General features: G+C 66.6%; 13 protein-coding genes. 6 read left to right on the top strand and 7 right to left on the bottom strand.

The window, feature by feature from the left end; genetic code table 11:
* Positions 1–63: 63 nt before the first annotated feature.
* Entirely contained in the window at positions 64–1,182 is a 1,119-nt protein-coding gene (locus tag ACFVVI_RS11680; protein ID WP_387445214.1) for a phosphotransferase enzyme family protein, read from the top strand.
* Between the two features lie 300 nt (positions 1,183–1,482).
* Here the strand turns inward: ACFVVI_RS11680 and ACFVVI_RS11675 are convergent, their stop codons facing one another.
* Together ACFVVI_RS11675 and ACFVVI_RS11670 are read right to left on the bottom strand one after the other, a co-directional pair.
* Positions 1,483–3,513 (bottom strand): FAD-dependent oxidoreductase, encoded by a 2,031-nt coding sequence (locus ACFVVI_RS11675; protein ID WP_378995503.1) that lies wholly within the window; start codon positions 3,511–3,513, stop codon positions 1,483–1,485.
* Positions 3,510–4,064, bottom strand: coding sequence for a PadR family transcriptional regulator (locus ACFVVI_RS11670; RefSeq protein ID WP_379312838.1), 555 nt, complete (start codon positions 4,062–4,064; stop codon positions 3,510–3,512). Before ACFVVI_RS11670 ends, ACFVVI_RS11675 begins: the two co-directional genes overlap by 4 nt.
* 109 nt (positions 4,065–4,173) lie before the next feature.
* Between ACFVVI_RS11670 and ACFVVI_RS11665 the strand changes: the two genes are divergently transcribed.
* A complete protein-coding gene (locus tag ACFVVI_RS11665; protein WP_378995507.1) occupies positions 4,174–5,511 on the top strand; it encodes an MFS transporter in 1,338 nt (445 codons plus the stop codon).
* A gap of 52 nt (positions 5,512–5,563) precedes the next feature.
* Here ACFVVI_RS11665 and ACFVVI_RS11660 read toward each other — a convergent pair whose 3' ends face one another.
* Positions 5,564–6,211 (bottom strand): TetR family transcriptional regulator, encoded by a 648-nt coding sequence (locus ACFVVI_RS11660; RefSeq protein WP_378630033.1) that lies wholly within the window; start codon positions 6,209–6,211, stop codon positions 5,564–5,566.
* Between the two features lie 155 nt (positions 6,212–6,366).
* On the opposite strand from ACFVVI_RS11660, the gene ACFVVI_RS11655 reads away from it, so the two are divergent.
* Genes ACFVVI_RS11655 through ACFVVI_RS11645 form a run of 3 tightly spaced genes read left to right on the top strand, consistent with a single transcriptional unit; the run spans position 6,367 to position 8,961 of the window.
* Entirely contained in the window at positions 6,367–7,458 is a 1,092-nt protein-coding gene (locus ACFVVI_RS11655; protein ID WP_378995509.1) for a ferredoxin reductase, read from the top strand.
* Positions 7,459–7,494: 36 nt separating this feature from the next.
* Positions 7,495–8,643, top strand: a complete 1,149-nt coding sequence (locus tag ACFVVI_RS11650) for a fatty acid desaturase family protein (RefSeq protein ID WP_378995511.1) — start codon at positions 7,495–7,497, stop codon at positions 8,641–8,643.
* Positions 8,644–8,961, top strand: coding sequence for a hypothetical protein (locus tag ACFVVI_RS11645; RefSeq protein ID WP_378995513.1), 318 nt, complete (start codon positions 8,644–8,646; stop codon positions 8,959–8,961). It begins immediately after the preceding gene.
* A gap of 4 nt (positions 8,962–8,965) precedes the next feature.
* Here ACFVVI_RS11645 and ACFVVI_RS11640 read toward each other — a convergent pair whose 3' ends face one another.
* On the bottom strand, positions 8,966–9,496 hold the full coding sequence (locus tag ACFVVI_RS11640) for a DUF4254 domain-containing protein (protein ID WP_378995515.1): 531 nt from the start codon (positions 9,494–9,496) through the stop codon (positions 8,966–8,968).
* A gap of 335 nt (positions 9,497–9,831) precedes the next feature.
* On the opposite strand from ACFVVI_RS11640, the gene ACFVVI_RS11635 reads away from it, so the two are divergent.
* Positions 9,832–10,152: a hypothetical protein gene (locus ACFVVI_RS11635; protein ID WP_378629895.1), complete on the top strand. Its 321-nt coding sequence runs from the start codon at positions 9,832–9,834 to the stop codon at positions 10,150–10,152.
* A 2-nt stretch (positions 10,153–10,154) separates the two neighbouring features.
* Here ACFVVI_RS11635 and ACFVVI_RS11630 read toward each other — a convergent pair whose 3' ends face one another.
* From ACFVVI_RS11630 to ACFVVI_RS11620, 3 genes are read right to left on the bottom strand one after another with little or no spacing between them, the layout of a single operon-like run.
* Positions 10,155–11,147 (bottom strand): ATP-binding cassette domain-containing protein, encoded by a 993-nt coding sequence (locus ACFVVI_RS11630; protein WP_387445212.1) that lies wholly within the window; start codon positions 11,145–11,147, stop codon positions 10,155–10,157.
* A 2-nt stretch (positions 11,148–11,149) separates the two neighbouring features.
* Entirely contained in the window at positions 11,150–11,983 is an 834-nt protein-coding gene (locus ACFVVI_RS11625) for an ABC-2 family transporter protein (RefSeq protein WP_266298325.1), read from the bottom strand.
* Entirely contained in the window at positions 11,976–12,839 is an 864-nt protein-coding gene (locus ACFVVI_RS11620) for an ABC transporter permease (protein WP_378995519.1), read from the bottom strand. The genes ACFVVI_RS11625 and ACFVVI_RS11620 overlap by 8 nt, the downstream gene beginning before the upstream one ends.
* Between the last annotated feature and the right edge of the window lie 110 nt (positions 12,840–12,949).

Below are 12,949 nucleotides of genomic sequence, written 5' to 3'. Positions count from 1 at the left end.
CGGGGTGGCAGCGCGATGAGAGGGTTCGACGCTGAATGGTCGGGCGCCATCGATACTGGACCGATGGCAGACGAGCAGGTGTTCGGGATGGGCGACGACCCGCTGGCCGAGCCGACGTGGCCCGCGCTCACCGACGACGAGATCGCTCGCGCGGTCGCCGCGACCTGGGGCGGTTCGCCCGCTGCGATCGAATGGCGGGGTGCGCGGCCGTTGTCGTCGACGGTGGGGGTGCGGTTGGACGGTGGGGATCGGCTCGTGGTGAAGCGGATGCCCGCGCGATTACGCGATGTGGTGGCGTTGGGTGAGGAGCATCGGTTCATCCGGCACCTGCGGGTTCGGGATATTCCGGTGCCCGAAGTGCGTGCCACCGTGGGGGATTGGGTGAGCGATGAGTCCGGCCGAGACCGTGATGGCGCGACAGGCGCGTTCGTCTACGAGGTGCATCGGGTGGGGACGGGGGAGGATCGGTATCGCGCGGACTTCTCCTGGTCGCCCTATCGCGACCGTGACGATGCGGGGAGCGCTGGGGCGATGCTCGGCCGATTGCATTCGGCCGCAGCAGATTTCGATGCACCGGCTCGACCCGCGCGACCGCTGCTGGCGAGCATGCACAATGACGTGGCGTGCGCCTTCGAATGGCACATCGCCCGACGGCCGTCGGTCGCCCGATTCCTCGGTGCGAGAGACTGGCGCGCTGACATTCCCCAGTTTCACGCCGACCTTTCCGGCGTCGCGCCACTGTGGACGCACGGGGACTGGCACGCGACGAACCTGCTGTGGAACGACCACGAGGTGACCTCGGTGATCGATTTCGGCCTGGCCGACCGGACGACGGCTGTCTTCGACCTCGCCACCGCCATCGAGCGCGCCGCCATCGACTGGGTTTCGCTGCGTGACGGCGGACCCGCACACGTCCGAGCAGACCAGATCACCGCGCTGATCCAGGGATATCAATCGGTTCGACCGCTGTCGGTCGCCGAACAGCGCCTGCTCCCGGACCTGCTCCCGCTCGTGCACATCGGCTACGAACTCTCCGAAATCGACTACTTCCTGACCATCGCCCACGACCCACGCAATGCCGAAATCGCCTACTACGACTGGCTTCTCGGTCACCTGCGCTGGTACGAGACAGCAGAGGGTCGCGAACTACGCGACATGATTCACGACGCCTCCCTGCGCTGACCGCACCCGGCACCGCCGACCGTACTTCCGGCGACACTCACCCCGGCGCCCCCCGACGACACCCATGATCCGCCATGACCGGATCCGCCATGACCGGATCCGCCATGACCGGATCCGCCATGACCGGATCCGCCATGACCGCACTCCCAGCCCCGCACGACCCGACCTCGAGGAGGGTCCGCCGCGCAGCGGCGCAGCGGCCCGGCCGCGAGTTAGCCACCGTTGCGTCCGCGGCGCAGCCGCCAGCAACGGTGGCTAACTCGCGGCCCTCAGGGGCCGCGCTCGAGCGCGCCAGCGCTCCTACAACACAGCCGCCAGGCGAGTGCCCTGGTTGATCGCGCGCTTGGCATCCAGTTCGGCGGCCAGGTCGGCGCCGCCGATGAGGTGCAGGTCGACACCCGCGGCGCGCAGCGGCTCTTCGAGTTCGCGCACGGATTCCTGTCCGGCGCAGACGATCACGTTGTCGACCTCGATCACGCGCGGGTTCTCGTGCTTCTCGCCGAAGCTGATGTGCAGGCCCGCGTCGTCGATGCGGTCGTAGTTCACGCCGCCGACCTGCTCGACACCCTTGGCCTTGAGGGCCGCGCGGTGCACCCACCCGGAGGTCTTGCCGAGGTCCTTGCCGAACGGGGTCGACTTGCGCTGCAACAGCACCACGTCGCGCGCCGCGGGGGAGGGCTTGGGCTCCTTGAGCTGGCCGGGCGCCTGCTCGTTCTCGGAATCGACGCCCCACTCCTCTTTCCACTCGTCGAGCTTGAGCGTGGGATGTCCTTCGACGGTGAGGTATTCGCTCACGTCGTAGCCGATGCCGCCCGCGCCGATCACGGCGACCTTCTTGCCGACCGGCTTCTCCTCCTTCACCAGTTCGGCGTAGGAGAGCACCATCGGGTGATCGATCCCGGGGATGTTGGGGATGCGCGGACGCACACCGGTCGCCAGGATCACCGAGTCGTACTTGCCCGCGATCAATTCCTCAGCCGTGACCCGCTTTTGGAGATGCAGGGTGACGCCGGTGACGTCGATCTTGCGGCGGAAGTAGCGGATCGACTCGTCGAACTCCTCCTTGCCGGGGATGCGGCGGGCGATGTCGAACTGGCCACCGATCTTGTCGTCGGATTCGAACAGGTCGACGCGGTGGCCGCGCTCGGCCAGACTCACCGCGGCCGACAGCCCGGCCGGGCCCGCACCGACGACGGCGATTCGCTTGGCGCGCCGAGTCGGCAGCAAGTTCAATGTGGTCTCGCTGCCCGCACGCGGGTTGACCAGGCACGACACCTTCTTGTTGCCGAAGGCGTGGTCGAGGCAGGCCTGGTTGCAGGCGATGCAGGTGTTGATCTCGTCGGCCCGATCCTGCTCGGCCTTGTTGGCCCATTCGGCGTCGGCCAGCAGCGGGCGGGCCATGGAGATCAGCGCCGCGTCACCGCGGGTCAGGATCTCCTCGGCGACCTCGGGCATGTTGATCCGGTTCGAGGCGCAGACCGGGATGTTCACCTTGCGCGCGATCTTGGCGGTGAACTCCACGAACGCCGCGCGCGGCACCGAGGTGACGATGGTGGGCACCCGCGCCTCGTGCCAGCCGATGTCGGTGTTGAGGATGTCGACGCCGACGGCCTCCAATTCCTGTGCCAGGGCGACGATTTCGTCGAAGGTCTGGCCCTTCTCCACGAGCTCGGCCATCGACAACCGGAACACGATGATGAAATCGGGGCCCACCTCGGCGCGGATGCGGCGGGCGATCTCGACGGGCAGCCGACGCCGGTTCTCCGGGGTGCCTCCCCACTTGTCGGTGCGCTTGTTCACCCGCGGTGCGAGGAACTGGTTGAGGAAATAACCCTCACCGCCCATGATCTCGCAGCCGTCGTACCCGGCGAACTTGGCCAGGCCCGCGCAGCGCGCGTAGTCGTCGATGGTGCGCTCCACGCCCTTCGACGACAGCGCCCGAGGCTTGAACGGGTTGATCGCGGACTTGATCGCCGACGCCGAAACGCTGGTCGGCATATAGGAATAGCGCCCCGCGTGCAGGATCTGGATGGCGATCTTGCCGCCCTCGGCGTGCACCGCCTTGGTGATCGTGCGATGCCGGTACGCCTCGGTCTTGTTGGTGAGCTTGCCGCCGAGCGGCAGCAACCAGCCGGTGCGGTTGGGGGCGTAGCCGCCGGTGATGATCAGGCCGACACCGCCGCGGGCACGCTCGGCGAAGTAGGCGGCCAGTTTGTTGGTGTCCCAGGCGCGGTCCTCGAGACCGGTATGCATGGAGCCCATGACCACGCGGTTGCGCAGCGTGGTGTGGCCGAGGTCGAGTGGCTCGAACAGATGGGGATAGGCAGTCATGGGCGGTCGTCACCTTTTCGCGGTCGCAGGGCCTGCAGTACTTCGTCGCACCATTCGAGGTAGCCGGTCTCCGCGCGGATGCCCGCGCGAAGCACCAGATACTGGTGCAGAGCGGTGCCGGAGAGCTGGTCCGGCACCGGGAAGAATTTCTTTTCGCTGAGGCGGTACTCGTCGAGGCGCTGGGCGTGCTGGCCGCGATGGCGCTCCACCTCGGCGCAGACGGCATCGATGTCGCCGTACGCGGCGGCGCGGATCTTCACGCCCAGTTCGTCGCGGGCGGGGGTGGCATCGGTGGGCTCGGCGAGCCAGCGGGCGATCTCGGCCTGACCGGCCGGAGCCACCGAGTACACCTTCTTGTCGGGTTTGCCCTGCTGGTTCACCGATTCGACGGTGACCCAGCCGGAGGACTCCATCCGCTTGAGCACCCGGTAGATCTGCTGGTGGGTGGCACTCCAGAAGTAGCCGATCGACTTGTCGAATCGGCGAGCGAGCTCATACCCCGACCCGGCCCGCTCGGTGAGCGAGACCAGTAGCGCGTGCTCCAGTGCCATGGCACGAGAGTATCCGGAACGCTGGGTACTATGCAACCAGGTTCATATGAACTGACGGCGCGGATGTAATAGACGGCGTGGGTGCCGGTTCGCCGTTACTCTTCGGCTTATGACCGAGGTGAACGCGGCCGAAACCGTCGGCGAGGCGGCCGGACGCGGGCAGGTGCTGGCGTGGGGACTCTGGGACTGGGGATCGTCGGCGTTCCAGGCCGTGACGCTGACCTTCGTCTTCGCGGTGTATCTCACCGACAAGGTGGGCGAGGATCTACCGGGCACGACCCCGGCCAGCGCGTGGCTGGGCTGGGCGCTGGCGGGGGCGGGACTGATCGTCGCGCTGACCGCGCCGGTCTGCGGGCAGTACTTCGACGCGGTCGGTTCCCGTAAACGGGCCTTGGCGACCTTGACGGCGCTGACGGTCGGCGCGATGTCGCTGATGTTCTTCGTGCGCGACGACTATCACGATCTCTGGCTCGGCCTGGCACTGCTCGCGTTCGCCTCGGCCACCTTCGAACTCGCCGGCGTCCCCTACAACGCCATGATGCGGCAGGTGTCGACACCTGCCACGGTGGGGAGGGTCTCCGGATTCGGCTGGGCGATGGGCTATTTCGGTGGCATCGTGCTGCTGCTGATCTGCTACGCGGGGTTCCTGGCCGGGGACGGCGACACCCGCGGACTGCTCGCGATGCCCACCGATCAGGGCCTCAATGTCCGGCTCGTCATCGTGCTCGCGGCGGTGTGGTTCACGGTGTTCGCGCTGCCGGTGCTGTTCGCGGTCCCCGAGATGCCGCGCACCGGCGCCGACCCCGGCGCCGCGAAAGTCGGCTTCCTCGGTTCCTACCGGGTGCTCGCCCGGGACGTGCGGGAGCTGTGGGGTCAGGATCGGCACACGGTGTACTTCCTGCTGGCCAGCGCGGTGTTCCGGGACGGTCTGGCAGGCGTGTTCACCTTCGGCGGGGTGCTCGCGGTGACGGTGTACGGGTTCGCCGACGCCGATGTGCTGCTGTTCGGGATCGCCGCGAACGTCGTCGCGGGGGCGGCCGCGGTCGTGGCCGGGCGGTTCGACGACCGGATCGGGCCCAAGCGGGTGATCGTGGCGTCACTGGTCGGGATGCTCGGGTGCGGTCTCGCGCTTTTGATGGTGTCGGGCTCGACGATGTTCTGGATCTTCGGGCTCGCGCTCACGGTGTTCGTCGGTCCCGCGCAGGCCTCGGCCCGTTCGTTCCTGGCGCGACTGGCACCGCCGGGACGGGAAGGTCAGCTGTTCGGTCTGTACACCACGACCGGCCGGGCGGTGTCGTTCCTGGCGCCCGCCCTGTTCGGGGTGTTCGTCTCGACCTTCCACAGCGACCGCGCCGGCATCGCCGGACTTCTGGTCGTGCTGGCGGCGGGTCTGCTGGTGCTGCTCCCGGTGCGTGCGCCCTCACGCGCGGTATCCGCCGATATGTGACACCTCACCGATGGGGCGCCCGTCGAATTGTGTGTACGCCCGTACGCTGAGTTCAGTCCGCGTTTTTGGGTACCCAGCCCGCGATGCCCAACGCGATCAGGCGCATCTGCATCACGGTGCGCTCCACGATCGCCGATTCCTCACGGGGGGTGGACGCGACGAACGCAGCGATACCGTCGGTCACGGTGGTGACCAGTAGATCCGCGGCGATCTCCAGCTCGGTGGTGCTCCACGAATCCAGTGCACGCAGGCGCGACAGATCGGCGACGATCTCGCGCACGATGAGCTGCATCTCCATCGCGATCGCCTGACGCAGCGGAGCAGGCCCGCCGTGACGCTCGCGAATGAGGAAACCGAACAGGGCACGTTTGGCGCGAACCTGCTCGAAGACGAAGCGGACCGTATCGGCCAGATGCGCGTCCGGTTTCCGCCTGACCTCGCGCAATGCCAGCCGCAGCGCGGTGACGCCCTCGTCGACGATGGTCGCGCCGAGGTCGTCGAGCGAGGCGAAGTGGCGGTAGAAGGCGGTGGGCACGATGCCGGCCGAACGGGCGATCTCACGCAGGCTCAATGCCGCGAATCCGCGCTCCGAGGCCAAGGCCAGGGTGCCGTCGAGCAGGGCTGCCCGGGTATGCGCTTTGCGCTCGTTGCGGGTTCCTGCCTGCTCAGTCACATCGGTGAGCATACATCCGTTCACCATAGCGGCCTTCGTCATGATGTTGTCCGCCTCACATTATTGCCGGTTGACAGTGGCCCGGGGTCATCGGGCACACTGGTGAGTGTACAGACGTGCACTGAAATTTGAAGCGCACGTCGCAGGACTTCTCCGTACTTCGCAATAAGGGGCAACACGACATGGTGGGACTGATCGATCTGGTGCAGACGTTGACGACGCCGCACCCGCTGGACCGGTACCTGGAGCTCGTCCGCCCCGGGCTCACCGCTCGGGAGCTGCGCGCCGAGGTCACTCATGTCTCCCACGCGGTGCCCGGCTCGGTGACGCTCACCCTGCGCGCCTCGCGGCAGTGGCGCGGCCACGCCGCCGGTCAGTACGTGCAGATCGGCGTCTCGATCAACGGCGTGCGCCACACCCGCTGCTACTCGCCGATCGACCCGGAGAGTCGTGGCGAGCGCTACCTGCAGCTCACCGTCAAGGCGCACCCGGGCGGGCTCGTCTCGAACTACCTGCACGCCAACGCGAAACCGGGCATGGTCGTCGACCTGGCGCCCGCCTCCGGTGTGTTCCACCTGCCCGAGCGTCGGCCCGACAAGGTACTGCTGGTCAGCGGTGGCAGCGGGATCACGCCGGTACTGTCGATGTTGCGGACCCTCGACGCCGAGGGATACACCGGGCAGGTCACCTTCCTGCACTACGCCCGTCAGCCCGAGATGGTGCCGCATCGGGCCGAGCTGTCCTCGATCGCGCAGCGTCGCGCCAACTTCCGCATCGAATACCGCTACCCGGTCGAGCCGGGCACGGTGATCGACGGTGAAACCTCCACCGGCAGTGGATTCTTCGACTACGACGAGCTCGAGCGGGTGGCACCCTGGTTCGCCGACGCGCAGACCTTCGTGTGCGGGCCGCCGCCGCTGATGCGCGCGGTGCACACGATCTTCGAGGCCGAGGGTCTGCAAGACCGGGTGCTCAGTGAGGAATTCACGCTCACCACGGTCCCGTCGGATCCGTCGGAGGCCACCGGCACCGTCACCTTCTCCGGCAGCGACGTCGCCGCCGACAACACCGGAGCAACGCTGCTCGAGCAGGCCGAAGCGTCCGGCCTGACCCCGGAATACGGCTGCCGCATGGGGATCTGCTTCTCCTGCACCGCGACCAAGGTCTCCGGCTGCACCCGCAACATCCGCACCGGCGAACTCGACGCCGAGCCCGACAAGCAGATCCAGGTCTGCATCAACACAGCTGTCGGCGACGTCGACATCGCACTGTAGAACGACACCGAAATACCAGCAAGGGGAGATACAGCCATGACGATCCTCACCGAAGGCAAAGACGGTCCGGTCATCCTGAGCCCGGAGCAGGTCGAAGAACTCGGCGCCGCGCTCGACGCGATCCGCGCCCGCGTCGTCGACGATCTCGGCGAACGCGACCGCGACTACATCTACAACATCATCAAGACCCAGCGCGGCTTCGAGATCGCCGGCCGCGGCCTGATGTACCTGGGCTTCCTGCCGCCGTTCTGGCTGGCCGGCGTCGCCGCCCTCGGTGTGTCGAAGATCCTCGACAACATGGAGATCGGCCACAACGTCATGCACGGCCAGTACGACTGGATGCGTGAGCGCGGCATCAACTCCCGCGAATTCGACTGGGACACGGTCTGCCCGGCCGACCAGTGGAAGCACTCGCACAACTACATGCACCACACCTACACCAACATCGTCGACATGGACCGCGACATCGGTTACGGCATCCTGCGGATCGACGAGGCGCAGAAGTGGAACCCCTACTACCTGGGCAACCCGCTCTACGCCTTCCTGCTGATGACGTTCTTCGAGTGGGGCGTGATGCTGCACGACCTCGAAGCCGACAACATCATCAAGGGCAAGCGCAAGTGGTCCGACCTCAAGCCGCTGCTCAAGGGGCAGGGCAAGAAGGCGGGCAAGCAGGTCCTCAAGGACTACGTGATGTTCCCGGCGCTCACCGGCCCGCTGTTCCTGCACACGCTGGCAGGCAACGCGGCCGCGAACCTGGTGCGCAATGTGTGGACCTACTCGATCATCTTCTGTGGTCACTTCCCCTCGGGCGTGCAGACGTTCTCCAAGGAGGAGACCGAGGTCGAGACCCGCGGTGAGTGGTACGTGCGCCAGATGCTCGGCTCGGCCAACATCAACGGCTCGCGGCTGTTCCACATCATGTCGGGCAACCTCTCGCACCAGATCGAGCACCACCTGTTCCCCGATATCCCGGCGAACCGGTACCCGGAGATCGCGCCCGAGGTGAAGGCGCTGGCCGAGAAGTACGGCCTGCCCTACAACACCGGTCGTTTCTCCAAGCAGATCGGTTCGGTCTGGGTCAAGATCTTCCAGCTCGCGCTGCCCGATCGTTTCGTGAAGAGGGCGCCCAAGCCCGGTGTTATCGTTATGCGTAATCGGAAGGCAACCGAAGTGGGCGTGTAAATGGTCGGCAAATTCGAAAGCAATAAGGATCTGGTCCAGGAACTGACGTCCTCCGGTGCCCAGCGGGTCGGCAAGATCGCGACTCTGATCACCGGAACGGTCGCCGAGGTCGCTCGGGAGATCGGTGAGTTCGTCACCGACGCGATCGAGATGCGAGAAGCCGCGGCCGCCGCTCGTCGCGACGCGGCGCAGGACCGGGCGGAGGCGGAGTTCGCGAAGGCGCGCGATGTCGAGACCGACCCGGTCGACCTCGACACCGCGACCGACGGCGATCTCGATTCGGCGCCCGTGTTCGCCGAGCCGGGCGACAAGGCCTGACGATTCACCACACCGGCAACCGCCTGCGGTGTTCGGTGACATCGGTGATCAGATCCCGGTAGCCGTCGGTCAATTCGGCAAGACGACACCACTGCAGATGGGTGCGAGCCTCCCGCTGCCGTGGTGTCGTTGTCGTTGGGGCCGGTCCCGCGATGGCCTGCTGGGCGGCGATCCATTTCGCCGCCATCCGGTCGATCACCGCGCCGAGGGTCTCGGTGTGCAGCGAGGCGCCGTCGCGGTGTTCCACATGGGCGGCGACCCAGCCGTCGATGCGGGCGATCAGCGCGCCGCGGTCGTTGTCGATGTCGTCGACCAGGCGCGCGCACGCCGCCCCGGTGCTGCTCGAGGCGGCGGGGTCGCGTGCCTGCTCCAGCACTCTGCGCCGGCGATCGTGGCAGCTCGCGAGCCCGCGGGCGGCGTCGAGAACCCGGTGCGGTGCCGGGTCGGGGTGGTCGGTTTCCAGAAAGGCCCGCAACAGCGCTGAAGGAGTCGGCAGCTGTGCGGCATCCAAACGGTGGCCGTGATCGATCGGCATGGGCACGCCCCCTGATAACACTGTTGTGCATGGATACGCCAGAGCCGAGGAGGATGGGTGTGGGGGTGCACTCCCCGGCACCGGCGTAGCCCCGCCCGGACGTCGACAAGAGTCCGCGACGCTGCGGGTGGAGAAGACGGCCCGGGGGAAATCGGGACCCTTTCAGGAAAGCGCGATTCGGCGCCGACGCGCAATAGCGTGGTGGACAAACCCGGTGGTCGGCGGAAATTGTTATCCACCATTACGGCCGGGTCTCCCCACGAGCACTCCCGGGTAACCGCGGTGGCACATTTCCGGCAATCATTTCGGCGCCGAATGCACTAACCTCGATAATTGTGCCCGCTTACGTCTCATCGCCCGAGCTGACCTTCGGGTTCCTGTTCGCCCTGGAGGACCCGGAGCGCATCGCCGATGTCGTGCGCGGCCTCATGGAACGCCGTGCGGTGTCGGTGTTCCGGCTCGCGCGCCTGTCCGACGACGACGGACCCCCCGAGCGCTACGTCGTGAACTGGGCTGCCATCCCGCAGATTTCGATCACCACCGGAGCCCCCGACGACGAGGAACTGCGCGCGCAGCGGATCATGCTGGTCAACGCCTTCCTGGGGGAGGGCGGCGAGGTGAGCATGTACTCGGGAAACCCGGACGGACCGAGCTGAATTCAGCGGGTCGACTCGTAGATCCGGCGGACCACGTCCTCGACATCGGGTTCCTCGATCGACAGATCGCGCACCTGCGCCCGGTCCGACACCGCCGCCAGTAAAGCCGCGGCAGTGGTCTTCTCGGCGTCGAACGCCAGGCGCTGGCGCATGCCGCCCGCCTCGCTGGACAGCAACTGTGCCCCACACGGCAGATCATCGAGATCCGGTGCGGGAGCAGCCAGGTCGACCACCAGCACCCGGCGCGCGCCGACGGTGGCGCCGAGCCCGGCCAGTGAACCGTCGTACACCAGCCTGCCGTAATCGACGACGAGCACCCGATCACAGAGTCGTTCGATATCGCCCATATCGTGGGTGGTGAGCAGCAGCGTGGTGCCGCGCTCGATCCGTTCGGCGCGCAGGAACTCCCGTAATCGTTGTTTGGACAGCACATCCAGGCCGATCGTCGGCTCGTCCAGGATCACCAGCTCGGGCGAATGCAACAGTGCGGCCGCAACTTCCGCGCGCATGCGCTGACCGAGCGAGAGCTGGCGGACAGGGGTGTCGAGGGTGTCGGCCATTTCCAGCTGTTCCACCAGTTCGTGGGTCCGCTTGTCGGCGATATCGGGATCGAGGCGATGGATCGCGGCCAGGATCGCGAACGATTCGTGCAGCGGCAGGTCCCACCACAGCTGCGAACGCTGCCCGAACACGACGCCGATGCGCGAGGCGAGCTCCTTACGCTGACGCACCGGCTCGAGGCCGCAGGTACGCACGGTTCCGGTGGTCGGCACCAGGATGCCGGTGAGCATCTTGATGGTCGTCGACTTGCCCGCGCCGTTGGCGCCGATGTAGCCGACCGCCGAGCCGCGTTCGATCCGGAAACTCATCCGGTCGACGGCGGTGATGGTGTCGCGATGTCGGCGCCAGCGGCTGCCGTTCTTGCGATAGACGGTGAATTGCCGGGTGAGGTCATCGATGTCGATGATCGGATCCTGGTGCTCGTGCTCGTCCATCGTTATCCCCCTCCTCCCTGATAGTGCCTCGTACCGATCCGCCATGCCGCCGATGCGAGCAGCCACACCCACGCCGCGGCGAGTGGCGTCAGCCACGCCGACCACGCGGGCAACAGTGGTGGGCCCGGCAAACCGAGCAGGGCGATCGTCGGCACGTATGCCGTGAACGCGACGGGAATCGCGAACCCGAACAACAGTTTCAGCGGTGTCGGGAACACCGAGGCCGGCTGCATCGCGGCGAACGAACCGCCGTAGGTGAAGCTGTTGGTGAGCTCGGCACCGTCGATCAAGAAGAACTGTAGTCCGGCCGCGCATACGAAAAGGCCACAGAACAGCGCGATTCCACTGATCAGGGTGATCACGATCAAGGTAACCGGGGCGATGCCCCAGTCGATATCGTTGCGCCACAGCCCGATCCCGAGCACGATCACCGCGACCGCGGCTCGCGCGAGTCTGCGTAACGAGATGTCACTGGTCACCAGCTGCAGCAGCAACGGTTGTGGGCGAAGGTGATACGCGTCGAGGGTGCCCATCCTGATCATCGAGGGCAGGGAATCCAGATGCCCGACCGCGACCTGGGCCAGCGCGAAGGAGGTGTTGGACAGCCCGAACAGCAGCAGCGCGGCATCCACATCGAGGCCGCCGAGGGTCTTCACGTTGTGGAAGATGACCCACACCTCGGCGAACTCCACCAGCCCGATCAGGAAGGCACTGAACACCTCGGTGGCGAACGAAAGGCGGTACACCTGCTGTGCTTTCACACGCGAACGCAATACTGCGAGATAGGGAGTGAACCAGGTCCCGGCAACAACGCGCGCGGAATCCGGTTCAGCCACCCTGTACCTCCAGCCTGCGTTGTCCCGCCCGCAGCAACACCCTGCCGAGCAGTCCGATCACCAACACCCAGAAGCCTTGTATCGCAACGATGATCAAGGCATCCGACCCGGCGGCGCGCCCTGACAGCGTATCGATCGGGGCCTGCAGGATGGAGGGAAACGGCGTAGACATGGCGACGACACGCAACCAGTCGGGGAACATGTGCACCGGGACGAAAAGCCCGGCCAGGAACGTTCCGACGATCTGATACAGCACCCGGATGCCGCGGATCTCGACCACCCAGAACCCGATCAGCGCCACCGCGAACAGGCACAGAAACGACAGGGCCACCGCGAGCAGCACACTGATCAGACCGAGCAGATAGGCCACCGGCGTACTCGGCATCGACAAGCCGAAGGTGGCGGCGCCGATGACGATGCTCGGCACCCCGCGCGGCAGGATCGTGCAGGCGGCGCGGCCCATGTCGGTGGCCAGGTAGCCGAGTTGCACGTCGATCGGACGCAGGAAATCGATCGCGACGTCACCGGTCTTGATCCGGTCGACCAGGTCGATCTGCGGTCCCATGAACTGAGTGGCGCCCAGTAACGCCTGCGACAACCACACATAGGCCCCGATGGTGCCCTCGTCGTACCCGCCGAAATCACCGGCGGCACGCACCGCCGCGACCATCACCGCCGCACGAACGAACCCGAACACACAGTTGGTGAACAGCCCGGCGAACATCGCCAGCTTGTATTGGGCCTGCCGCTTGAATCCCGCCCGCGCCAGCGTCCAATACACCCGGAAAGCCCCGGGCTTGCGACGTCGCCGCACCGCGAAGGCAAGCCCACCATCCCCCGCCACATTGCCCCGCACAATCAGTCAACTCTAGGCCGATCGCCACGAATCAGGACGAGAACGGCGCGGATCGCCGACGCCCGCCGCGCACCGGGCTATCGGCACATGCTCAGTCCTTGGGGAAGCCC

The sequence above is a fragment of the Nocardia sp. NPDC058114 genome, from assembly GCF_042884695.1.
Lineage (GTDB): Bacteria > Actinomycetota > Actinomycetes > Mycobacteriales > Mycobacteriaceae > Nocardia.
This window is presented reverse-complemented; position numbering and strand designations above follow the sequence as displayed.